The sequence below is a fragment of the Pseudomonas sp. KnCO4 genome (assembly GCF_045344305.1).
GTDB lineage: Bacteria > Pseudomonadota > Gammaproteobacteria > Pseudomonadales > Pseudomonadaceae > Aquipseudomonas > Aquipseudomonas anuradhapurensis.
On the sequence record NZ_CP174199.1, the window covers coordinates 5,580,918 to 5,604,008 of the forward strand.

21 protein-coding genes are annotated in these 23,091 nt (G+C 59.3%); 3 read left to right on the plus strand and 18 right to left on the minus strand.

The features are described from left to right. The first annotated feature begins 106 nt into the window (after nt 1-106). Entirely contained in the window at nt 107-1,546 is a 1,440-nt protein-coding gene (gene cls / locus ACJA3S_RS25700; protein ID WP_406820435.1) for a cardiolipin synthase, read from the plus strand. 121 nt (nt 1,547-1,667) lie between these two features. On the opposite strand, the gene cfaB is transcribed toward cls, so the two are convergent. Next, the gene (gene cfaB, locus ACJA3S_RS25705) at nt 1,668-2,852 is read right to left on the minus strand and encodes a C17 cyclopropane fatty acid synthase CfaB (RefSeq protein WP_406820436.1); all 1,185 of its coding nucleotides are present in this window, start codon (nt 2,850-2,852) and stop codon (nt 1,668-1,670) included. Nucleotides 2,853-3,059: 207 nt separating this feature from the next. On the opposite strand from cfaB, the gene lpdA reads away from it, so the two are divergent. Continuing rightward, nucleotides 3,060-4,460: a dihydrolipoyl dehydrogenase gene (gene lpdA / locus ACJA3S_RS25710; RefSeq protein ID WP_406820437.1), complete on the plus strand. Its 1,401-nt coding sequence runs from the start codon at nt 3,060-3,062 to the stop codon at nt 4,458-4,460. Between the two features lie 89 nt (nt 4,461-4,549). On the opposite strand, the gene ACJA3S_RS25715 is transcribed toward lpdA, so the two are convergent. From ACJA3S_RS25715 to ACJA3S_RS25765, 11 genes are all read right to left on the minus strand, one after another. Beyond that, entirely contained in the window at nt 4,550-4,990 is a 441-nt protein-coding gene (locus ACJA3S_RS25715; RefSeq protein ID WP_406820438.1) for a hypothetical protein, read from the minus strand. A gap of 78 nt (nt 4,991-5,068) precedes the next feature. Next, on the minus strand, nt 5,069-6,709 hold the full coding sequence (locus ACJA3S_RS25720; protein ID WP_406820439.1) for a phytoene desaturase family protein: 1,641 nt from the start codon (nt 6,707-6,709) through the stop codon (nt 5,069-5,071). A gap of 21 nt (nt 6,710-6,730) precedes the next feature. Next, a complete protein-coding gene (gene fdxA / locus ACJA3S_RS25725) occupies nt 6,731-7,102 on the minus strand; it encodes a ferredoxin FdxA (protein ID WP_406820440.1) in 372 nt (123 codons plus the stop codon). A gap of 40 nt (nt 7,103-7,142) precedes the next feature. Next, entirely contained in the window at nt 7,143-8,648 is a 1,506-nt protein-coding gene (locus tag ACJA3S_RS25730; RefSeq protein WP_406820441.1) for a phytoene desaturase family protein, read from the minus strand. A gap of 43 nt (nt 8,649-8,691) precedes the next feature. After that, the gene (locus ACJA3S_RS25735) at nt 8,692-9,447 is read right to left on the minus strand and encodes an SDR family NAD(P)-dependent oxidoreductase (RefSeq protein WP_170033955.1); all 756 of its coding nucleotides are present in this window, start codon (nt 9,445-9,447) and stop codon (nt 8,692-8,694) included. A gap of 31 nt (nt 9,448-9,478) precedes the next feature. Next, nucleotides 9,479-10,330 carry an alpha/beta hydrolase gene (locus ACJA3S_RS25740; RefSeq protein ID WP_406820442.1) on the minus strand — a complete coding sequence of 284 codons (852 nt, stop codon included), beginning with the start codon at nt 10,328-10,330 and terminating at the stop codon, nt 9,479-9,481. Further along, the gene (locus tag ACJA3S_RS25745) at nt 10,315-11,838 is read right to left on the minus strand and encodes a phytoene desaturase family protein (RefSeq protein WP_406820443.1); all 1,524 of its coding nucleotides are present in this window, start codon (nt 11,836-11,838) and stop codon (nt 10,315-10,317) included. The genes ACJA3S_RS25740 and ACJA3S_RS25745 overlap by 16 nt, the downstream gene beginning before the upstream one ends. After that, nucleotides 11,835-12,734, minus strand: a complete 900-nt coding sequence (locus ACJA3S_RS25750; protein ID WP_406820444.1) for a diiron oxygenase — start codon at nt 12,732-12,734, stop codon at nt 11,835-11,837. Before ACJA3S_RS25750 ends, ACJA3S_RS25745 begins: the two co-directional genes overlap by 4 nt. Before the next feature lie 32 nt (nt 12,735-12,766). After that, entirely contained in the window at nt 12,767-13,033 is a 267-nt protein-coding gene (locus ACJA3S_RS25755; RefSeq protein WP_170033962.1) for an acyl carrier protein, read from the minus strand. Further along, complete coding sequence (locus ACJA3S_RS25760; protein ID WP_406820445.1) at nt 13,030-13,836, minus strand: MaoC/PaaZ C-terminal domain-containing protein; 807 nt, start codon at nt 13,834-13,836, stop codon at nt 13,030-13,032. The genes ACJA3S_RS25755 and ACJA3S_RS25760 overlap by 4 nt, the downstream gene beginning before the upstream one ends. Before the next feature lie 2 nt (nt 13,837-13,838). After that, nucleotides 13,839-15,107, minus strand: a complete 1,269-nt coding sequence (locus tag ACJA3S_RS25765; RefSeq protein WP_406820446.1) for a beta-ketoacyl-[acyl-carrier-protein] synthase family protein — start codon at nt 15,105-15,107, stop codon at nt 13,839-13,841. A gap of 382 nt (nt 15,108-15,489) precedes the next feature. Between ACJA3S_RS25765 and ACJA3S_RS25770 the strand changes: the two genes are divergently transcribed. Next, a complete protein-coding gene (locus tag ACJA3S_RS25770; RefSeq protein WP_406820447.1) occupies nt 15,490-16,158 on the plus strand; it encodes an acyl-homoserine-lactone synthase in 669 nt (222 codons plus the stop codon). Here the strand turns inward: ACJA3S_RS25770 and ACJA3S_RS25775 are convergent, their stop codons facing one another. The 6 genes from ACJA3S_RS25775 to ACJA3S_RS25800 form a co-directional block, all read right to left on the minus strand. Then, complete coding sequence (locus tag ACJA3S_RS25775) at nt 16,159-16,881, minus strand: autoinducer binding domain-containing protein (RefSeq protein ID WP_406820448.1); 723 nt, start codon at nt 16,879-16,881, stop codon at nt 16,159-16,161. Between the two features lie 259 nt (nt 16,882-17,140). After that, entirely contained in the window at nt 17,141-17,749 is a 609-nt protein-coding gene (locus ACJA3S_RS25780; RefSeq protein ID WP_406820449.1) for a LysE family translocator, read from the minus strand. 507 nt (nt 17,750-18,256) lie between these two features. Then, a complete protein-coding gene (glmS, locus tag ACJA3S_RS25785) occupies nt 18,257-20,092 on the minus strand; it encodes a glutamine--fructose-6-phosphate transaminase (isomerizing) (protein WP_406820450.1) in 1,836 nt (611 codons plus the stop codon). Nucleotides 20,093-20,095: 3 nt separating this feature from the next. After that, nucleotides 20,096-20,872 (minus strand): DeoR/GlpR family DNA-binding transcription regulator, encoded by a 777-nt coding sequence (locus ACJA3S_RS25790; RefSeq protein WP_170033976.1) that lies wholly within the window; start codon nt 20,870-20,872, stop codon nt 20,096-20,098. A gap of 279 nt (nt 20,873-21,151) precedes the next feature. Next, on the minus strand, nt 21,152-22,519 hold the full coding sequence (gene glmU, locus ACJA3S_RS25795; protein ID WP_406820451.1) for a bifunctional UDP-N-acetylglucosamine diphosphorylase/glucosamine-1-phosphate N-acetyltransferase GlmU: 1,368 nt from the start codon (nt 22,517-22,519) through the stop codon (nt 21,152-21,154). Between the two features lie 113 nt (nt 22,520-22,632). After that, nucleotides 22,633-23,058: a F0F1 ATP synthase subunit epsilon gene (locus ACJA3S_RS25800; protein ID WP_023383131.1), complete on the minus strand. Its 426-nt coding sequence runs from the start codon at nt 23,056-23,058 to the stop codon at nt 22,633-22,635. Between the last annotated feature and the right edge of the window lie 33 nt (nt 23,059-23,091).

Sequence of the window (23,091 nt, forward strand, 5' to 3'; positions counted from 1 at the left end):
GCCAACCGGGCCGGGCTGAGCCTTAGACGCCAAATCCACCTTCCGGTTGCAAGGCAGAGCGGGAACGTGTTCTGTTACTCAAGTGTACTCGGCAAGCAGGATGCATATGGATTACCACAGCCCCTACTTCTTTGGTTACCTACTCGGCCTGGTCCACCTGCTGGGTATCGTCGCGGCACTGCATGCACTGTTCACCGTGCGTACTGCCCAAGGCGCAATTGCCTGGGCCATGCCATTGTTCTTCATTCCCTACCTCACCTTGATCCCTTACCTGGTCTTCGGTGCGCGCTCGTTCTACGCCTACATCAAGGCCAGGCGCCAGGCCAACCAGGAAATGCACGTTGCCATGGCCAACCTCAACTGGCGGCCGTGGGTAGAGGAAGCCCTCACCGCTCGCGAGTCGGAAAGCTACGCAGCCTTGCGTGCCATGCCCAAGCTTGGTCGCATGCCCTGCCTGGCCAACAACCAGGTGAAACTGCTGATCGACGGTAAAGCGACGTTCGATGCCATCTTCGCTGCCATCGAAAATGCCCGCGACGTGGTGCTGGTCCAGTTCTTCATCATTCATGACGACAGCCTTGGCAAAGCGTTGCAACAACTGCTGCTGCGCAAGGCTGCCGAAGGCGTGCAGATATTCGTCCTGTACGACCGGGTCGGCAGCCACGCCCTGCCGGCCAGCTACAGCCAGGTCCTGCGTGAAGGCGGTGTGCAGATCCATGCCTTCGCCACTCGCCGAGGCTGGTTCAACCGCTTCCAGGTGAACTTTCGTAACCACCGCAAGATCGTCGTGGTGGATGGCCTGCTCGGTTTCGTCGGTGGCCATAACGTGGGCGACGAATACCTGGGCGCGCATCCGCAGCTCTCGCCATGGCGCGATACCCATGTGCAGATCACCGGGCCGGTGCTGGCGTGCCTGCAAGAGTCGTTCGCCGAGGATTGGTATTGGGCCACCCGCCAGTTGCCGCCGCTGATCCTGCCTGACGCCTACCCGGAGGACGGCGTCCTTTGCCAAGCCTTGGCAAGCGGCCCGGCCGACCCACAGGAAACCTGTTCGCTGTTCTTCATCGAAGCGATCCATTCCGCTACCCGGCGGGTGTGGATCACCAGCCCGTACTTCATTCCCGACGAAGCGGTTTTCGCCGCGTTGCGCCTGGCGGTACTGCGTGGGGTCGACGTACGTGTGCTGATTCCGTCACGCCCTGACCACCGTATCGTCTATGCCGCCTCCAGCCTGTTTGCCTTCGAAGCGGTACGTGCAGGGGTGCGCATGTTCCGCTACCAACCTGGCTTCCTGCATCAGAAGGTAGTGCTGGTGGATGACGACATCAGCGCGATCGGCAGTGCCAACCTGGACAACCGCTCGTTCCGCCTGAACTTCGAAATCACCCTGTTGACGGTCGACCGCAGCTTCGCCGACCAGGTCGAGAACATGTTGATCAAGGACTTTGAACAGGCTCGGGAAATCACGGCGGAGGACAGCCGTGACACTCATCGGCTACAACAACTGGGGATGCGGATTGCACGGCTGATTTCGCCGATTCTGTAAGGAGTGGATGCAGATCTGCTGCGCTTCGAGGAGCGTGCGGGAACGGGTTTGCCCGCAAATGCACCGGTACAATCTCTGGCGTATTCACGGTAAACCCGCCCCCACACTGCAGCAGGGAAAGTCAGCGATAAAGGTCTTCACGCGTCCAGGGCAGGTCGTGATGCCCATCGGCGTATGGCTTCACTGCCAATATCTGGTGCAGGTTGATCCAACCCTTTTCGAAGGCATAGGCACACCCGGCCAGGTACAGGCGCCAGATGCGCAAGGTCTTCTCAGGCACCAGGGCCGCCGCCTTGTGCAGCTGGTTCTCCAGGTTCTCGCTCCAGTGGTGCAGGGTTTTGGCGTAGTGCAGACGCAAGCTTTCCACGTCTACCACTTCCAGCCCCGCTTCACAGATGCTGGCACTGATCATCGACAGGTGCGGCAGCTCGCCATGGGGGAACACGTAGCGGTCGATGAAATCGCCAGCGCCACGCCCAACCGGGCGGCCATCGACGTGCTTGGCGGTGATGCCGTGGTTCATCACCAGGCCCCCTTCCCTCACGGCACCGAACAGCTTCTGGCAATACAGCGCCAGGTTGGCATGGCCCACATGTTCGAACATGCCGACGCTGACCACCTTGTCGAAGCGGCCGTCCTGCGGCAGGTCACGGTAGTCGAGGATCTGCAGATCGACCCTGTCGCCGAGCCCCTCTGCCTTGACACGCTCGCGGCCAAGCTTGAGCTGCTCCTTGCTCAAGGTGATACCGAACACCTTGGCCCCATATTCGCGGGCAGCGAAACGCGCCAGCCCACCCCAGCCACAGCCCACATCGAGCAAGTAGTCGCCGGCGTCCAGGCGCAGCTTGCGGCACAGATGATCGAACTTGTCCTGCTGCGCCTGATCGAGGGTGTTGTCCGGCTCGCGGAAGTAGGCGCACGAGTAGGCCATGTCCTGATCCAGCCACAACTGGTAGAACGCGTTGGAAACATCATAGTGGTAGGAGATGGCTTCGGCATCGGTGCTCTTGTCATGCGCCTGCCGTTGCGGTGGCGCGTCATCTTCCTCGGTCAGCAGCGCTTCACTGAGCTCATCGCACACGCGTATGGCTTCACCGATGTCCCCTTCCAGCTCCAGCTTGCCCTCGACGAATGCCGTGCCTAGCTGGTCCATGCTCGGGTGGCTCAACTGGCTGATCAGCTGCGGCTCCTTGACCAGGATGGTGACCTGAGGGCTAGGCCCCAGATCGAACTCGTTACCGTCCCACAGTTTCAGCCTCAGCGGCAGATGCAGGCTCTGCAATGCCGGTGGAAGTTGCGCAAGCATGAACGACCCTCCTGTCCGTATTTGGCCACGACGCCTGGAATATCGAACGTCGCCGAATCAGAGTAGTTCATTCGTGGGATGTTTCCTTTTAACCAGACCATGGTCGAGCATCAGTTACTCTTATCCAGACATCAGATTGTATACAATTTTTGCATCTCAGCTTAACCTTGTGCTCCTCTCGTGCTTCCTCATCCTGGAGTTGAACCCATGAAATCCTATGACGTGGTGATCCTCGGCGGTGGCCCTGGCGGCTACAACGCAGCCATCCGTGCTGGCCAGCTGGGCCTTAGCGTAGCCTGCGTGGAAGGCCGCTCGACCCTCGGTGGCACCTGCCTGAACGTGGGCTGCATGCCCTCCAAGGCACTGTTGCACGCGTCCGAGCTCTACGAGGCTGCCAGTGGCGGCGAATTCGCCCACCTCGGTATCGAAGTGCAACCTTCCCTCAACCTCGCCCAGATGATGAAACAGAAGGATGAGAGCGTGGCAGGCCTGACCAAGGGCATCGAGTACCTGTTCCGCAAGAACAAGGTCGACTGGATCAAGGGCTGGGGTCGCCTGGATGGCGTTGGCAAGGTCGTGGTCAAGGCCGAGGACGGCAGTGAAACCGCGCTGCAAGCCAAGAACATCGTCATTGCCACTGGCTCGGAGCCTACGCCGCTGCCAGGTGTGGCCATCGACAACCAGCGCATCATCGACTCGACCGGCGCACTGTCCCTGCCGCAGGTACCCAAGCACCTGGTCGTCATCGGTGCCGGGGTTATCGGCCTCGAACTCGGTTCGGTATGGCGTCGCCTGGGCAGCCAGGTCACGGTCATCGAATACCTCGACCGTATCTGCCCGGGCACCGACGAGGAAACCGCCAAGACCCTGCAGAAAGCATTGGCCAAGCAAGGCATGGTGTTCAAGCTGGGCAGCAAGGTGACCCAGGCCAATGCCAGCAACGACGGGGTCAACCTGACCCTGGAGCCAGCCGCAGGCGGCAGCACGGAAACCCTGCAGGCCGATTATGTACTGGTCGCCATTGGCCGCCGCCCTTATACCCAAGGGCTGAATCTGGAAAGCGTGGGCCTGGCAACCGACAAGCGCGGCATGCTCGGCAACGAACACCACCGCACTTCCGTGCCGGGTATCTGGGTGATTGGCGATGTCACCTCCGGCCCGATGCTGGCGCACAAGGCCGAAGACGAAGCGGTGGCCTGTATCGAACGCATCGCCGGCAAGCCCCATGAGGTCAACTACAACCTCATTCCCGGGGTGATCTACACGCGCCCGGAACTGGCTAGCGTGGGCAAGACCGAGGAGCAGCTCAAGGCCGAAGGGCGTGCCTACAAGGTCGGCAAATTCCCCTTCACCGCCAACAGCCGGGCCAAGATCAATCACGAGACCGAAGGCTTCGCCAAAGTCATCGCCGATGCCCAGACCGATGAGGTACTGGGCGTGCACCTGGTGGGCCCAAGCGTCAGTGAGATGATTGGCGAGTTCTGTGTGGCCATGGAGTTCTCGGCCTCGGCGGAAGACATCGCCCTCACCTGCCACCCGCACCCGACCCGCTCCGAGGCCCTGCGCCAGGCGGCGATGAACGTCGACGGCATGGCCATGCAGATCTGACGGCGGCGAAAAAGGCTGTGCCTAAAAAAGGGCGAACCGTGAGGTTCGCCCTTTTCATGCGATTGCCGATTTGCTCTGGCCAGCCGAAATCAGCCAGTCGGATTGAGCAACTGCCACACTTGAATGAGCCCGACCAGGTGCACAAGGCCATACAACAAGCAGATTGCCGAGCTGACCACGATGAAACGGCCACTGCGCCCGGTACCAGCCAGAGCAAAAGGTCCGAGCAACCCGCGTAGCAGGTAGATCACGGTAATGGCGATCAGCGCCGGCCGTAACAGCGGCAATGGATCGACCACTCCGGCTCCCGACAGGGCATAGACGCCCCAGGTAGCCAGAACCAGGGCGATACCCGCCGTTACTACCGCCGGATACCAGCGCCCAGCCTGGGCCGCACGCACGAAACGCTCGCCTGCGCCGAACAGGCGATACCACGATGGCCCCACCAGGATTACCCCCACGTGCAGGATCGACGCCAGCAGGCTAAGCCCCGCAGCCAGCAGCAAAGCGGTGTTGTAGTCATTCGACATATCATCTCTCCTTGATGAACTGCACGGCGCCAGCTGCCTCATGCACTACAGGGCCTAATCGACCGAGGTTGGGTGGGCTCAAGTGCTCGCCTGGGCCTCGGCACGCGTGCCGACATCCATGATCTGGTAGCGTAGCTTGCGCCCGTCGACAGCGGCAGCGGCTTCGACACCACCCGTCATAGCGCCAAATATCCCGTGCCCGGTGCGGGTGGAGGCGCCACACAAGAACAGGTTTCGTATTTCGGTTTTGGTACCCGGCCGATTATGCAGGAAGTACTCGGGCGTGAATGCCAGGCCATAAGATGTGCCACCGGCTGAACCGATGAAACGGGTCACCGAGAACGGAGTGGAGACTTCCTGATACACGATATGCTGCGACATACCCGGTATCACCCGTTCAGCCAGTGCAATCAGTTGCCGGGCATACCATTCCTTTTTCGCCAGGTACGCCGGGTTGTTCCGATAGCTGCCATCCGCTACCTCGGCCTGGGTAACACCCCAGCTTTCCGGGTTCGAAGGAACTGCCGACATCAATTGCAGGTTGTAGATGCCAGGCGGGGCAATGGCCGGGTTGTCCGGGTCCTTCATCGTGGCATTACCGATGAACAGATGCGGTTCATCCGGGAATTGACCGGCGAACACTTCACGGTAGGCACGCTCATAGTCGCAACCGGGATAGATGCGATAGTTGGTGTTTTTAAGACCCATCGCCTTCAGGTCCATATCGATGCCCAGGTAAACCACGCCCATGGCCGGCGACATTTCGAAACGCTCTGCCTTGGTGACGGTTTTCGCCTTGAGGTGGTCCCGTCCGATCAAGTCCAGCAAGGTGTGCTTGATGTCGGCGTTGCAGATCACCGCATCGGCCTTGACCGTACGTTTGCCCAGATGCTTGTTACTGAATTCGACACCTACCGCGCGGCCCTTCTCGACCAGGATACGTTCGACCTTGGAACGCAGCAGGATCTTTCCTCCGTTGCGCTCGACAACCGCGCCGAGTTTGTCAGAGAACATCTGGCCCCCTCCCGAAGGGTAATATGACCCTTGCAGGAAGTGGTTGACCACCGCAGCGTGGCCAGCCATGGTCGCCCTGCTGGGAGGCTGATGGTAAACGCCGAGCTGTCCGGTCAGGATGGCGCGCAGTCGCTGGTCATGGGTGCAGGTGTCGAGGAACTGGGCAACCGTCGATTTCGAATGGCGCATCAGCATCCATGAACGTGGCAGCACCCACAGCGCGGAGAGCGGCCGGGAGTGGATGCCCATGAAGTCCCAGACTTGCTGCAGCATCTTGAAATAGCGGTTGATGCCGGATTTTTCCTTGGGGAACGCTTCGATGAGCCTTTCCCGAAAGCGCTCATACCCACGCGGCACGGCAAATTGAAAATCGGGGAAGCAGAGGGTTTCGAAACCTTCTGGGTCCTGCTCGATAAAATTGATCTCGCCATCATCGATGCCGGCCCCGCGCAAAATACGCGGGATCAAGCCTTCCTTGCCACAGTCGCCGATGTAATGAAGACCTACGTCGAACTCGTAATCCTTGCCCTTACGATGAAAGACCGTGGCGCAGCCCCCCATCTCATAGTGCATGTCCAGCACCAATACCTGCTTGCCACGATTGGCGAGGGTCGCGGCTGCGGTCAGTCCACCAATGCCGGCCCCCACGACAATCACGTCGAAGGTATCGCTTTCCAGCGTCTTGAAGCGGTCATAGCTTTGCATGGGTATTCGTCCAGGGGCACTTCAAGCGTGCTGCAGATGGTGGTCGCGGGTCGGATCGACCGCTTCGGCTTCGCGCACGAGGTGTGCAAGTTTGTTCGGCTGATGGCTCCACTTCTGGTAATCGCCCAGCGGAGGGATGCTCTGGAGAAGGACGGGCCAATGTTGTGCAAGCTCGGCATTCAACGCCAGGAAGTGCCGATTACCGTCATCCAGGCGGTTCTCCGGCAGAATCGCCTCTTCAGGGCATTCCGGCAGGCACAGACCACAATCGACGCATGCCTCCGGGTTGATCACGATGAAGTTCGGCCCCAGGTGGAACGCGTCTGCAGGGCATATATCCACACAGTTGGTGTGTCGGCACTGGATGCAGTTGTCTGTCACTACATAAGTCATGGTTAGTCTCTCGAGGTCGCATTTACGGGCACATCACCGCCTAGAAGTAGCGGTCAACCAACAAGCGGGCAGACAACATCGTTCCGATGAAGCCCGCACCAGGGAACGTCCAGGCGCCCACCTGGTAGAGCCCCTTTACCGGATACTTCTGCGGAAAACGGTTGAACAGTCCGGACTGTTGAGGCGTTTGTTCGAAGCCGTAGATCGCACCCTGGGGGTTCTGGGTGAACTTGGTCATGGTGCGCGGCGAGCCTGCTTCACAAACTTCGATGTGGTCGCGCAGGCCTGGAATGACGCGCTCAGCATTAGCGATCAACAAGTCGGTCAGTGCGGCTTTCTTGCGGCGGTAAGCCAGTTTGTCCAGCGAGTGCCAGACGTCCGGGCCGGTCAGGGTGAACAGGCCAAGGCTGGACTTTCCAGGTGGCACCATGGACGGGTCGACATTGGAGAAGTAGTTGATCGACCAGCTGGTGTTGTCCTGATGCAGCTCGCCGGCCTGGATATGTTCGAACTGCGCGCGCTGCGTTTTCCCGGGTGAGAAGAAGTGGATGTATTCCTCAGGGCCGACACCCAGCTCACTCAGTGGGCAATCCAGGCCCAGGTACACCTGGAAGCCGGATACCGAGAACTTCAGCTTGTCCAGCCGAGTGAGGTACTTGCTGGGGAAGTGTTGTTTTCCTGCCAAGCCCACCACGGCGTGCGGGGAAACATTGGCCACCACGTTGCGGGCCTTCACCGGCCCTGATCTGCGCGTGACGACGCCAGTGACCCTGCCTTGGTCGACCAATATCTGCTGGACTCCCGACTCCAGTTCGACACGGCCGCCGTGCGCCTCGATAACCTCGACCAATGCCGAGGAAAGCGCCTGCGAGCCGCCCTTGATCGAGTAGCCGCCGTTTTCCAGATAGTCGATGAAGGGGTACGAGAAATAGCCGAATGCCAGGTCTTTCGCCGGCAGCCCGTAATAGCTCCACTGCGCCGACAGTACTTCCTTCAGGCGTTCGTTGCGGGTGAACCTGGAAAAGTACTTATCCACCGTTTCATGGCCATAGCGCAGAACCCGCGGATAGGCGAACGGCGTAGCGACAAATCGCATCCAGAACGGTTTCGGTGAATAAAGGAAGCCACACAGGTCCTTGTAGTTGCGCTTGGACTCGGCGAACAACCGATTGATGTTGTCGACTTCTTCGGGGAAACAGCGATACAGGGTCTGCTTGTAGCCTTCCAGGTCGCGATGCCCGACTGTGATGTCGATATCGGGTGAACGGTAGCGATAGAGCGTCGGATGATGGAGAAACTCGACCTTGTCGGCGACGCCACACGCCTCGATCACTTTGAATGAATGCGCACCGCGGACGACTCCATCGAACGAATGCAGAGACACATCGAAGGTGAAGTCTTTACGACGAAAATTGCTCGCGTAACCACCGGGAATATTGTGCTTTTCCACCACCAGGACCTTCTGGCCCCGTTGGGCCATCAGGCTGGCGCTGGCGAGCGCGCCCAGCCCTGATCCTACAAAAACAGTATCGTATGATTGACTCATGAATGCTCCGGGCATCACCGCACAGCAATTTGTACAAGGCGAATCAGGCCGTCAGGCCACCGTCGATCAGGAAGGTCTGGCCAGTGATGTAGTCGGCTTGCGGTGACAACAGGAAGCTGGCCAATGCAGCAACTTCGTGCACTTCGCCGAAGCGCTTGAGGGGGATGTTGTCGGTGATCGACTTGCGCACGTGATCGGGGATCTGGTCGATCATGTCCGTGGCGATGTAGCCGGGAGCAATGGCATTGACATTGATCTTGAAGCGCGCCAGTTCCAACGCCATGGTCTTGGTAATCCCGATCATCGCGGCCTTGGTTGCGGAATAACCCAACTGGCCCTTGTTTCCCTTGACGCCACTGACAGAGGACATGTGCAAAATCTTGCCCCGCCGTTCACCAGCCATGGCCGGGACCAATGACTTGCTGAAATAAACCGCCGAGTCGAGGTTGGTCGCAACCACGTCGCGATAGCGCTCGACGTCGAGGTTGAACAGCAGCTGGTCGCCAGTCACGCCCATGTTGTTGATCAAGCCATAGGGGCCGCCGAGATCGTTGACCAACTGTTCGCACAATGAACTGACCGACTGGAAGTCCCGACCGTCACAGGCATGCCCATGCGCACGGCCGCCGCTGGCGGCTACCTCCTGTTCGAGCTGGCGAGCAGCGTCAGCGGAGGACTGATAGGTGAACGCAACTTCATAACCTTCACGCGACAGGTGTTGCACAAGTGCGCGCCCTATACCGCGGGTACCGCCGCTGATGAGTATCCACTTGCCTTTGCCGAGCTGTTGGACATCCATGTTCTGTTTCCTTAAGTCAAAGAGCCCGTAGTCAGGCCGTTACAACGGGTTTATGAGATTCAGCACGGGCGAAGAACGCGAAGATCTCCTGGAAGTACTGATCCCGATGCTTCTTGTGGTTTTCCAGGTGGCGACACGCTTCGAAGCCGACCACATGCAGGGATGTGCAATCCAGGCTCAGCCTTGCCACGCTCGCCTCTGGGATATAGCGGTCACTCAACCCGTAGAAGTAGGCAATTGGCAGGTGCTGAACATGCTTCAGGGAATGGTCGATCGCACAGGTACCGGTAGGCACTGCCAGACGGCTCCCGCTGATCCAGCGCATGGCGAGGCGCAACGGACCACGCGTGAAATAGCTGCGAACCGAGACAGGCACACTGTCCAGGACGGCCGAGGTGAAGGGCGAGGCGTCACGTGCCAAGGCATGTGACAGGTGGTAGCCACCGAATGAGCAGCCGACCAGGTGAATCGGCAGGCCTGGGTATTCCCGTGCGATCTTTCGCGCAATGGACAAGACGTCATCGGCGAATGCATGACCACCGATGGTGCTGCGCCCGAAGCCTTTGAAGTTGAAGGCAACGACGTGGTAGCCCTGTTCCAGGAAGGCCTGATCGATGCCGTTCTCGAAAAAGTAATGCATGCCATATTTCAAGAACGGATGGCACAGCAGCACGACACCCTTGGCTTTGGCCGGGTTGGCCAGCAATACCGCCCCTTCCAGCTTGCTGCCATCGCTGGCCGTCTCGACGAAGCCCTCGGCCCGGCTGGGCACGTCGCGCTTCCACCCTTGTACCTGCCTGAACATCACGCGAATGAACAGTTTGGAAACGGCGATCCCAAACCAGCTGGGCGAGTGTGCATGCGTTGTCATGCCCGTCTCCATTGCCTGGCTTTCATCTCGGCATAGCCAAAGGCGGCTTCATAACTTGGGCCCGCGACCCAAGCGCTGAGAAACTGCACGCCCTGCACCGGGAAGCCATGGTGGAAGACATGCCCTTTGAGGTCGGTACCCACCATCGCCCCGTAGCCAGAGCCATCGGTGTTGTTGGTGAAGCGCACATAGGTATGCGGGGTAGCCACTTCGGTATGCAAAATGTGGCCACGCAGCTGAGGAACCTGAACCAGCAGCCGCTCCACCAGCACCTCACACGCGCGTTGCTTTTTCGCGCGATATTGCGCCGTACGCCGGGCAGGCCAATGGGCGATGGAATCAAGCACGTTGATACACACGACCTTGCCGCCAGCGGGTGCCAGGGCGTGATAGTTGGTGACCTCGATCGGCGACATGGCCCAGAAGGCCTGTTCGCAGAGCTCTGGCTGAAAACCGCTGCGCTCGGCGTTGATCCGCAGCTCGGCTGCCAACGCGGGGTCTGCAGCAAACAGCATCGACTCGCTATGCCGCAGCCCCAGCTCTGCGGGTGCTTGATCGGTGGTCAGGTACACCGTGGTGGTCGAGCGTGCCGGCTTCAACGCGGCTAGTTTCTCTCGGGTGCTCGTCAGGTCCACATCCGCCTGGAACAAGTGCTCCACCGCGTAATGGGGTGAGGTATTGATGAACACCTGTGGCGCATGAAACTCACCGGCCCGGGTGCGTACCCCCGTGACGTTGCCCTTGCTGTCGGTGGTCACTTCTTCTACAGGCGTACTGAGCATGATCTTGCCCCCGGCCTGTTCGACCTGCTGCGCCAGCAGGTCGGACAGGCGCTGGGACGAGCCTGCAACGTAGGCGTTACCGCGATTGAGCGTGGCATACACCACGTGCAGGTAATACAGGTAGCCCAGGTCCTCCGAGTAGCCACCGACATAAATGCCAGGGGCTGCCAGTATTTCAATCAGGTAGGGGTCATCGAACAACTCGTGCAACGCCTCGCGCACGGTCTTGTGCTTGAGGTTACGATGGGCCCAGCGCAACTGCGCCATGTCAGGCTCGAAACTGCCATCGAGCATCTGGAACTGGTAGTAGCCGTTGCGCCCATAGGTGCGTACCTGAGTGAAAAAGGTCACCAAGGGCTCTGCCTGATGAGGGAACCGTTCGATCAATTGCCGTTCGACCTGGTCGGCATCGTTAGCCAATGGCAGCGCCGTGCCGTTCTGGTAGGCGCAGAAATAGTCGTTGGGGTAGACCAGGTTCAGTTCATCCTCAAGGCCCAGATCCCGCAGGATGCGGATCAGGTTGCCGCCTTCCGCCATGCCGCTGAGCTTGTGCAGGCTGCAATCGAAGATCGCCGATTGCTTGGGCCGGCTGAACGTCGAGGCATAACCCCCAACCACAATATGCTTGTCGAGCATCAGGACGCGTGCACCGCGATCACGCTTGACCAGCATGGCCGCGCAGGCCAGGCTCGTGATCCCGGTACCCACGAAGATCGCGTCCCAGGTCGAAGAACTCATTGCCGCAGCCCCAACTTGTCGATCCAGGCGTAAATTTCGGTGAATCGGGCGTCGTTCAGTCGAGCATTGTTCGGTGAACGCCAGACCTCTTCGATCTTCGCCTTGTCATCCACTGCAATCGGGAACTCGAAGGAAGTGTGCAACGCGATCTCGGGGTTGTAGGTGAACATGTCGATCAGCGCCGGAATGATTTTCCGGCTCATGGCTTTGACCTGGTCGATCGATTCACGGCTGGCAGTTTCGAAGAAGGACTCGCTGATCCAGCGGCCAAAGGCGATGTGCCGAGCCTCGTCATAGTGATGCTCACGGAACAGGGTGCGGGTCATCGGCTCTACCGCTGCGCCCTGGGAGGTGTGCATGGCGCCCATTTCGGCAACCCATTCGATCAACAGCGTGAACAACACGCCGACCGCCGGCTCCATTTTCGGCAGTGTCTGGGTCAGCAACTCATAGAGCCCGACCGGTGGGTTCCAGATCTTCAGGCCGGCCTTGGCCATGAAGCGCTTGAAGGTGAGGGTGTGAACGATCTCTTCCTTGGAAAAGATCATCAGGTATTCCTGCAGGTCCGGCGAAATACGGTCATGGAACTGGGTGATGTAGCCCATGTACAACGGCGGAATGGTCTGCTCGAGCCAGATGAACATGGAAATGTCACGGCCCGTCTCGAGCCAGGCCAGTTCCAGCTTCTGGGCGTCGCTCAAGCCTTCGCAATAGCGTGTTCCATTGATCCACAGATGCTCGGGATCCTTGGGGTAAAGGCTTCGATCGATGTCCTGGTCCCATGGCAGTACGGTCGCGTGGTCCATCGTCTTGTGATGCGACACTTCGCTTAACTTGCGAACCTTCGACTCCCTCGCCGGGGAAATAGCGAGCACACTATTGTTCAGCGTAGACATTTCCTGCTCCTCCATGAATTGGGTCCAGCGGCTCAGGCTTCGACGGCAGTCGATTCCTTGAGCTCAACGATGAATTCACAGAGCTGGCGCAACGTGGCGATCTTGCGGGTGACGAACGAATCCGGGTTGATCGCCACGCCGATCTTCTTCTGCACGACCACCTGCATCTCGACGAAGTCCAGGCTGTCGAACTCCATCGCTTCAATGGTGGTATCGAGGGTCACTTCGCTTTCATCGACATCCTTGAGGTCCAGGATCAGATCACGAACGATGGTGAATACTTGGTCAACAGTGGTCATTGTTTCGCTCCAGTGGGGGTGAGAACGGTTTTAATCATCAAGCCGAGGGTTATGGTCATTACATGGCGGCCGCCGACGACGACTCCCAGGTCGAGGGTGCCGACGGCCTTGCCTGGTGTTTCAATCAAGAGAATGTTGTCGATCTCGCAGCTGATATCGGACTGCAAGCTGCCCAACGAACGCAGTTGCGTGCAGAACGTGATCTGGTGACTGGTCTGCACGACCAAATGATTGGTGATGTCCTCGATACGCTCAGGAACCTGGCGTTGGGCAAATTGCCCGGACAGGCGCTCGAAGATCACCCCCAGATGGTTGCGGATGAAGTGGGAAAATATCAGCGCATCCAGTGCCACCCAGTCATCCAGATCCTTGCCCAACCCTTCACGAAACTGGGTGAGCCAAGCCTCGACATATTCCCGGTCAAGGGCGAAGCCTGGGGATTTCGACGCCCACGTTGGCGGCGCAACTTGCGAAACATGGCCGAGCACGTGCTCGCTGTCACTGTTCTTGGAACGCAGCGTGAATGCCGTGCTTGCACTGCGCGGGCGGGTGGAAAGCGCGACAGGGCGATTGCGCAGAACCGGCGCCTTCAGCAGCGCCTTGAACTGTACCCAGTCTTCATCGCGGCCGTCGGCGGCACGCCCCATTTGATGTTTGATTGGCAGCAGCGCCAGCATGCCGTGCACCACGACATCCTCGGCGTCCATGCGCCGCGCCGCTTCCAGGTCAAAGTGAATAGGGTTGCGATCGCCGGAAAGATCAGCCCACGCTTCGATCTGTTCAGGGCCAAATTGCCACTGCATGATCAATGCACCTTGCGCAGCATGATGCCGGCATTGGCGCCACCGAAGCCGAAGCTCAGGTTCAGCACGTTGTCCAGCTGCTGCCCGTGCAAGTGCTCGTTGGGTACGAAGTTCAGGTCGCACTCAGGATCGGCTTCATCCAGATGGATGGTTGCCGGGATCGTGCCACGGGCCATGGCTTTGAGGCAGAAGATCGCTTCCATCGAACCTGCTGCACCAATCAGGTGGCCGGTGTACGACTTGGTGCTGGACATCGGAATGCCATGGGCAGCCTCGCCCAGCGCCAGTTTGATGGAGCGGGCTTCATTGACGTCGTTCAGCGGTGTGGAGGTGCCATGCAAGTTGATGTAGTCGATGCGCGGCGCATCGACACTGGCTTGCCGGCATACTTCCTGGATCACCCGCACGCGAGCCTGCATGTCCTCGGCCGGGGCCGTCATGTCGAAAGCGTCCGAGTAGTTGGCGTAGCCGGTGATTTCGCCAAGGATCTTGGCGCCGCGGGCCTTGGCCAGCTCATAATCCTCAAGGCACAGTACCGCCGCGCCTTCGGAAAGGATGAAACCGCTTCGCCCTTTGCTGAACGGGCAGCAAGCCAGGCGCGGGTTTTCCTGCTCTTTGCTCAGAGCCTGGATGACGTCGATCGACCAGACGTTGAACTGCTCTTTCAACGATTCGCTGCCACCGGCGATCATCATTTTCGCGCGACCGGCACGAATCGCTTCATAAGCTTCGCCAATGGCGATGGTGCCGGTTGCGCACGCTGCCACCGGGCTGTTTTGAACACCACGCATGTTCCAGTTCATGGTGATGGCCGCCGTCGCCGCATTGCACATCGACATGACCGTGGCGAACGAGGTGGAAATGCCTTGTTGGCAGTATTCGTTGTTGTTGAAGTTCGCCGTGTCCAGCCCTCCCCAACCGGTGCCGAGAACGACACCACGGTCGAACGGTGCGACCACGTCATCCAGTGGTGTGTCGCCATAAGCCATGTGCAGTGCTTCATGGGCCGCCACCAAGCTGTACTTGGCGAACAGAGGCAACATCTTGGAAATCTTCTTCGAGAACGGCCGCATGGCTTCGCGGCCGAAGTCGTCGATGAAGCCGAAGAAGCGCGCATGGATAGTCGGGTCATCAAAACGGTGCAGACGATAGCCGATCTGGTAATCCATCATCGCGTCCCAGATGGCATCGGCATTCTGGCCGAGCGAGCAGATCGCACCGTAACCAGTAACGACGACGCGGCGAGGTGCTGGAGAGGCTGGCTTTTCCATGGTCTTCCCTGATTGATGTGCTGGCGTGACAACCCTTGTATGAACAAGGGCGGCATTGAGTGCAGGCGCTAACTGCCAGGGCCGAACGTACGAGGGTTATCAATACCCATCGCAACCGTGTGCCTGGCAAATAACGTCTTGTAAGTTGTGAAAACTGGCGTCCTACACAACGACCCGGGAAGTGTGCCCAATTCTGCGATGGCAACAACTGTATCTAGGTACAGGCGCTCGGTATTTGCCGAAATACCGACGGGCTGCATGCACTTAAGTACAGGTTGCTCAGCGCCGACAGTTGATAGAATCAGCAGGTTGTAGTTCGAAGGGCATGCTGTATACCAACGCCCACGCGACCGCCATACCTGAGGCAAGGGAACAGCCCAATATGATAACTATCGACTTTCACAAGATTGAATACCGTCGTGACCCACATCCCTGGGTTGCCGAGTTGTACGGCTTACGCAAGCATGTCTTCTGTGATCGCCTTAATTGGAAAGTCACGGTGAGAAATGGCATTGAATTGGATGAATATGACAACTGGAACACGACGTATCTGGTTGGCACTTGCCAAGGCATACCGTTGGCGGGGCTGCGCCTGATCAACACGCTGCACCCTTATATGGTTGAAGGTCCCTTCCGCGAGTTCTTCAGTTGCACACCGCCCAAGCGGGCCTTGATGGCTGAATCCAGCCGCTTCTTCGTCGATAAGACGCGTTCACGCAAGTTGGGCCTGGCGCACTTGCCATTGACCGAAATGTTGCTTTTCAGCATGCATGACCACGGCGAACTGACCGGCTTGAAATCGATCGTCACCGTGGTCAGCGATGCCATGGCGCGCATCGTTCGACAGGCCGGCTGGCACTACCAGATTCTCGACAGCGGCGAAGCATCGCCGGGTGAGACGGTGCATTTGCTGGACATGCCGATCAGTTCGTCCAACCGCCTGCGACTGCTCGAAAGCATTGCGCGCAAGCAACCGTTGTCATCACTGCAGACCCAGCAGTGGCCATTGAGCCTGCAGTTGCACGATGTATCCGACAACCACATCGCCTGATCAGATGATGCCCTGTCGCTTGGCCTCGTAGACGGCTTGCTTGGCGTTGCCGACCTGCAATTTGCCAGAAATGTTCGACATGTGGAATTTCACTGTACGCTCTGAAATTCCACAGTCCGTGGCAATTTCGCGGTAGGTCTTGCCGCGCATGACCAGTTGCAGCACGCCCAGTTCGCGGGTGGAAAGCGGCCCATCGGCTGCACTGGAAAACAGCTGATCCGTTGTGCGCGAGGTCATCAGCCAACTATGAAATTTGATCAGCAGCATTTGCAGCTGGCTTTGCTGCTTGGCCATACGCCGATCAAAATCTACTTGCGAACCCGCATCGCACACACTCAAGGCACAGAAGGTCCCGGACGCATCGCGCAAGGTAAACGTGGTACCCGAGCAGATTCGATAACGGGTAGCGCGCCTGAAAAAGTCCACGCCTTCGGGACCGCTGTTGGCAAGGGCTTCGTGCCAGGAGAAGGGTGTGATCTCTCTCAGCCCATGCTTGATGATTGGGTCGATCAGGTAGCTCTTGTTGTCTTTATAGCTTTTAACCCAGTTCGGGGGGTAATTTGAAATGATAATCGGCTCTACATTGCGATTATGAGTAGCGGCGTAGTACGCATATTTCAAATCTTTCAAATCACACAATTGAAGCTGCAGCTCGTCGTGCAGGTATTTGATGGGGTGGTTTTTATCGCATGTCGTGGCTGCGTCCCGGTTTCGACTGTCCATGTCGTGTTCCTGCCGTTTCTAACGGCGCGATAAATTGGCAAAGCCATTGCGCCGTGCAAATCATTTTAGAGTTGTTGCTCAAAAAATAGTGAGCCTCGGATTACCGCGCAGGCGTGATAGTCGGAGATATCAAAATGTAAGTCAATGAGGATGCTGGAACTCTGTTTATCCGTTTGTCGTGGCTATCGCGATTACGACCAAGGTACGTGTCGCATGTGACATATAGATTGCGACTTTCGGATAAGTTCCATTCAGCGTCTTATTTGCTAGCCGACGCCATCAGAATACCAAAACAAAAGAAGGTGATTCCGGAGAGCTTGCCAACGATTCGCGCGCCACGGTTGGTCGACAACCAGCCCCTGGCGCCATTGGCCATCAGCGCGTAGCCGGTGTGCACCAACACGACGAGCAAGGCATAGGACGAAACCAACAGGAAGAACTGCCGGTAGTAGTTGTCCTGCGGGCTGATGAATTGCGGAAACACCGCCAGGAAGAAGAATCCGGCCTTGGGATTCAGCAGCTGGATCGACAACGCTTCGACGAAGCGCCGCCAGGGTTGCGTGGCGGTCACGGCGAGCTCCGGGATGAAGCGCTGGGTACGCCACATCTTCACGCCCAAGTACAACAAGTACAACGCGCCGACGTACTTGAGTACGGTGAACGCCGTTGCCGAGGTCGCCAGAACCAACCCCACACTACTGGCCGAGAGCCCAGCGACGATGAAAGCGCCCAAGGCGATACCGAGGATCCCCGGCAGGGCACCGCTCCAGCCATGGCGCAGGGCATTGGAGAGGGTCAGCACCACCCCGGGGCCGGGGCTCAATACGGTAAGGGTCGCGAGGATGAGAAACAGTCCATAACTGGCCATGCAAGGTGCCTCCTGGCAATCAACTCAACAGCTTCCGGGCGTCCACAACCTGTACTGCCAAGCAGCCCCGGTTAACAACGAGCCAGTACCGACCACGTGCAGTGACAGCTGCAGGCTGTGACAGCGCAGCCACCATCGCCCCCACAGAGGTGCGACCTTTAGATTGGCGTGAAGCACACAAGCTTACAAACGCTTTAATTGCGCCTCTGCTGTGACTTAATTAGACACCTATCCCCTTTCCCAGCTGGCACTGCCGCTGATTTGCTAGTGCTATAGCGTGTCGCCGGCATCGGGCCCAGGCGGCTTTGACAGGTGAAAAGCTATCGCCAACAGGACGCTGTGGCAGGAGACGAGCTATTGGAAAAGGCGTGGACGAGAGGCGAAGCGGGTTGCGGCGAGCGCAACAGAGGCAGGAAGTGCTTGTCGCCGAAGGGAGCCACGGGTGGCTCCCTCCCTTTGCGACAGCTTCAGTTATCAGAAACCAACAGCTGCAGAAACTGCAGCGCCTTACTCCACAGTTACCGATTTGGCCAAGTTACGCGGCTGGTCCACATCCGTGCCCTTGAGCACTGCCACATAGTACGACAGCAGCTGCAACGGGATGGTGTAGAGGATCGGCGCCAGGGCATCGATGATGTGCGGTACCTTGATCACGTGGGTACCTTCGCCGTTGCTCATGCCGGCCTGCTCGTCGGCGAACACCACCAGCTCGCCACCACGGGCGCGCACCTCCTGCAGGTTGGACTTGAGCTTTTCCAGCAGTTCATTGTTCGGCGCCACGGTAACCACTGGCATATCGTTGTCTACCAGGGCCAGCGGGCCGTGCTTGAGTTCGCCCGCCGGATAGGCTTCGGCGTGGATGTAGGAGATCTCCTTGAGCTTGAGCGCTCCTTCCATGGCCACCGGGTACTGGGCACCACGGCCCAGGAACAGGGTGTGATGCTTGTCGGCGAACAGCTCGGCGGTCTTCTCGACGATGGCGTCCATCGCCAGCGCTTCGCCCAGGCGGGCCGGCAGGCGGCGCAGCTCCTCCACCAGCTCGGCCTCGACACCGGCTTGCAGGGTACCGCGCACCTGGCCCAGGGCCAGGGTCAGCAGCATCAGCGAAACCAGCTGGGTAGTGAAGGCCTTGGTCGAGGCTACGCCGATTTCCGGGCCGGCCAGGGTCAGCAGGGTCAGGTCGGATTCACGCACCAGCGAGCTGATGCCTACGTTGCAGATCGCCAGGCTACCCAGGAAGCCCAGCTCCTTGGCGTTGCGTAGCGCTGCCAGGGTGTCCGCGGTTTCGCCGGACTGGGAGATGGAGACGAACAGGGTGTCCGCTTGCACTACAACCTTGCGGTAGCGGAATTCGCTGGCTACTTCCACCTGGCAAGGTATGCCCGCCAGTTCTTCCAGCCAGTAGCGGGCCACCATGCCGGCGTGATAGCTGGTGCCACAGGCAACGATCTGTACGTTACGCACCTTGGCGAACAGCTCGGCAGCCTGTGGGCCAAAGGCCTGGACCATGACGTGATCCTTGCCTAGGCGGCCTTCCAGGGTGCGCTGCACTACGCTTGGCTGCTCGTGGATTTCCTTGAGCATGAAGTGGCGATAGGTGCCCTTGTCGGCCGCTTCGGCGCCTTCGTGGTACTGCACGGTCTCACGCTGTACCTTGTGCCCGGCCTGGTCCCAGATGCTCACCTGGTCACGGCGGATCTCGGCGATATCGCCTTCTTCGAGGTACATGAAGCGGTCGGTGACCTGGCGCAGCGCCAACTGGTCGGAGGCCAGGAAGTTTTCACCCAGCCCCAGGCCGATGACCAGCGGGCTGCCGCTGCGTGCCGCCACCAGGCGGTCGGGTTGGTTGGCACTGACCAGCGCCAGGCCGTAGGCGCCATGCAGGCGCTTCACCGCGGCCTTGAGGGCATCGGTGAGGTCGGGAACGCGCTTGAGGGTGTGATGGATCAGGTGGACGATGACTTCGGTATCGGTCTGCGAAGTGAAGACGTAGCCAAGGCCCTTCAGTTCCTCGCGCAGTTCTTCATGGTTCTCGATGATGCCATTGTGTACCACCGCCACCGTGTCGCTGGAGAAGTGCGGGTGGGCGTTGCCTTCGGTCGGCGCACCGTGGGTAGCCCAGCGGGTATGGGCGATGCCCAGCTGCCCGGACAGTGGCTCGGCGGCAACCGCAGCTTCCAGCTCGCTGACCTTGCCGATACGGCGGCGGCGCTGCAGTTCACCGTTCTGGGTGAGCACGGCCAGGCCGGCGCTGTCGTAGCCGCGGTACTCAAGACGCTTGAGGCCTTCGATCAGGATGGCTGTGATGTTGCGTTCGGCGACGGCACCAACGATTCCACACATGGTTTATTGCTCCTGGCTGATCGCGGCGCAGATCAGGTTGATGCCGCGGGCTTGAATTTGTTCGCGTGCCGCTGCGGGCAGGCGTTCGTCAGTAATAAGGGTGTGCACGCTGCCCCAGGGCAGCTCAAGGTTGGGGATCTTGCGCCCGACCTTGTCCGACTCGACCATCACGATCACTTCTCGGGCGACTTCGGCCATGACCCGGCTCAGCCCGAGCAGCTCGTTGAAGGTGGTGGTACCCCGGCCGAGATCGATGCCATCGGCACCGATGAACAGCTGGTCGAAATCATAGGAACGCAATACCTGCTCGGCCACCTGGCCCTGGAACGATTCGGAATGGGGGTCCCAGGTACCGCCCGTCATCAGCAGCACCGGCTCATGTTCCAGGTCGCAGATGGCGCGGGCGACGTTCAGCGAATTGGTCATCACCACCAGGCCAGGCTGGCGCCCCAGTTCAGGGATCATCGCCGCCGTGGTGCTGCCACTGTCGATGATGATGCGTGCATGTTCACGAATACGGCCGACGGCGGCACGCGCAATGGCCTTTTTATAGGAAGACACGGGCTGGGCGGGTTCTGCGAGCAGCTCGTGCGGCACCGGGACTGCGCCACCATAACGGCGTAACAGGAGGCCGTTGGTTTCGAGGGCGGCCAGGTCCTTGCGAATGGTCACTTCCGAGGTGGCGAAACGCTTGGCCAACGCGTCCACACTCACCTCGCCCTGCTCGCTGAGCAGTGCCAGGATGTTGTGTCGCCGTTGCGGTGTGTTTCGTTTCGACATGCGCGCTTAAGTTTCGATTCGAAAGATAATGCTTGCAATCAAAACCTAAGATGGGCGGTTCGTCAAGCTGTGGATAAAAGCCCAAGATAAATAGCCAACCGCTGGAAGTGGGTTCGCCTGCGAAGATCCACCTGTGGCTGGCACCGGCTTTGCTGGTGTTCGCGGCTGAAGCCGCTCCTACAGGAATTGTGCAAAACCTATCCAAAATGGATGGGCCGCCCACAAAAAAGCCGACTTATTCACATAAGTCGGCTCTCGACCGAATCAGCTGTGTATAACTCAGCTCTTCTTGATCTTCTCCGGCCGCTTCCAGCCCGAGATGTTGCGTTGGCGGGCACGTGCTACCGCCAGGTCGCCAGCCTCGACAGTCTGGGTGATGGTCGAGCCGGCTGCAGTGGTCGCACCCGCCTGGATATCCACAGGCGCAACCAGCGAATTGTTCGAACCGATGAAGACATCTTCGCCCATCACGGTCTTGAACTTGTTGGCGCCATCGTAGTTGCAGGTGATGGTACCGGCACCGATGTTGGTGCGTGCGCCGATCTCCGCATCGCCCAGGTAGGTCAAGTGGCCAGCCTTGGCCCCCTCGCCCAGGTGCGCGTTCTTCAGTTCGACAAAGTTACCCACATGGGCCTTGGCCTCCAGCACGCTGCCCGGGCGCAGGCGGGCGAACGGGCCGGCATCGCTGCCCTCACCCATCACGGCGCCTTCGAGGTGGCTGTTGGCTTTGACCACCGCGCCCTTGCGCAGGGTGGTGTTCTTGATCACGCAGTTCGGGCCGATCTGGACGTCGTCCTCGATGACAACCTTGCCTTCGAGAATCACGTTGATGTCGATCAGCACGTCACGGCCGACGGTCACTTCACCGCGAACATCGAAGCGTGCCGGATCGCGCAGGGTCACGCCCTGGGCCATCAGGCGGCGGCCTTCGCGCAGTTGGTAGTGACGTTCCAGTTCGGACAGCTGGCGACGGTCATTGGCGCCTTGCACTTCCATAGGGTCGTGTGGCTGCTCGGTAGCCACTACCAAGCCGTCGGCCACCGCCATGGCGATGACATCGGTCAGGTAATACTCGCCTTGGGCATTGTTGTTCGACAGGCGACCCATCCAGTCCGCCAAGCGTGCGGCTGGCAGGGCAAGGATGCCTGTGTTGCCTTCCTTGATCGCTTTCTGCGCATCGTTGGCGTCCTTGTGCTCAACGATAGCGGTCACCTTGCCCTGCTCGTCACGCACGATGCGGCCATAGCCGGTCGGGTCGTCGAGGGTTACCGTGAGCAGGCCCAGCTGCTGGGAGTTGGCCTTGGCCAGCAGGCGCTGCAGCGTCTCCACTTCAATCAAAGGCACGTCGCCGTACAGCACCAGCACGGTGTCGGCAGTCAGGGCCGGCAATGCCTGGGCAACTGCATGGCCGGTGCCCAGTTGCTTGTCCTGCATGACGAAGTTCAGGTCGTCGGCGGCCAGGCGCTCGCGTACCAGTTCGGCACCGTGGCCGATGACCACGTGAATACCTTGCGGCTGAAGCTGGCGCGCGCTGTGGATAACATGCCCGAGCATGGAATTGCCGGCTACCGGATGCAGCACCTTGGGCAGCGCCGAGCGCATGCGGGTACCTTGGCCGGCAGCGAGAATAACGATATCGAGTGACATTACTGGCTACCAATCCTGGGCGGTCAGTGAAATGACCGGTTTTATAGGTTACAAAAAAGAAAAAGGGTAGCCGATGGCTACCCTTGTTCTCAATCTACATGAAGCCTGCGGAATTAACCGCCGAACTTCTTGCGGATCTGCTGGACGGTACGCAGCTGGGCTGCGGCCTCGGCCAGACGTGCGGATGCGGCACTGTAGTCGAAATCCGCGCCTTTCTCATGCAGGGCCTTCTCAGCTGCCTTGACGGCATCCTGAGCGGAGGCTTCGTCCAGGTCGGCTGCACGTTGCACGGTGTCGGCGAGTACCTTGACCATGTTCGGCTGCACTTCCAGGAAGCCGCCAGAGATGTAGAACACCTCGCGCTCGCCGCCCTGCTTGGTCAGCGTAATCGGACCTGGCTTCAGATTGGTGATCAGCGGCGCGTGGCCCGGAGCGATACCCAGATCGCCCAGGTTGCCGTGCGCAACCACCATCTCGACCAGACCGGAGAAGATTTCTCCTTCCGCGCTGACGATATCGCAATGGACTGTCATAGCCATCTGCTTGCCTCAACCTGATTAGCGCCCCTTTCG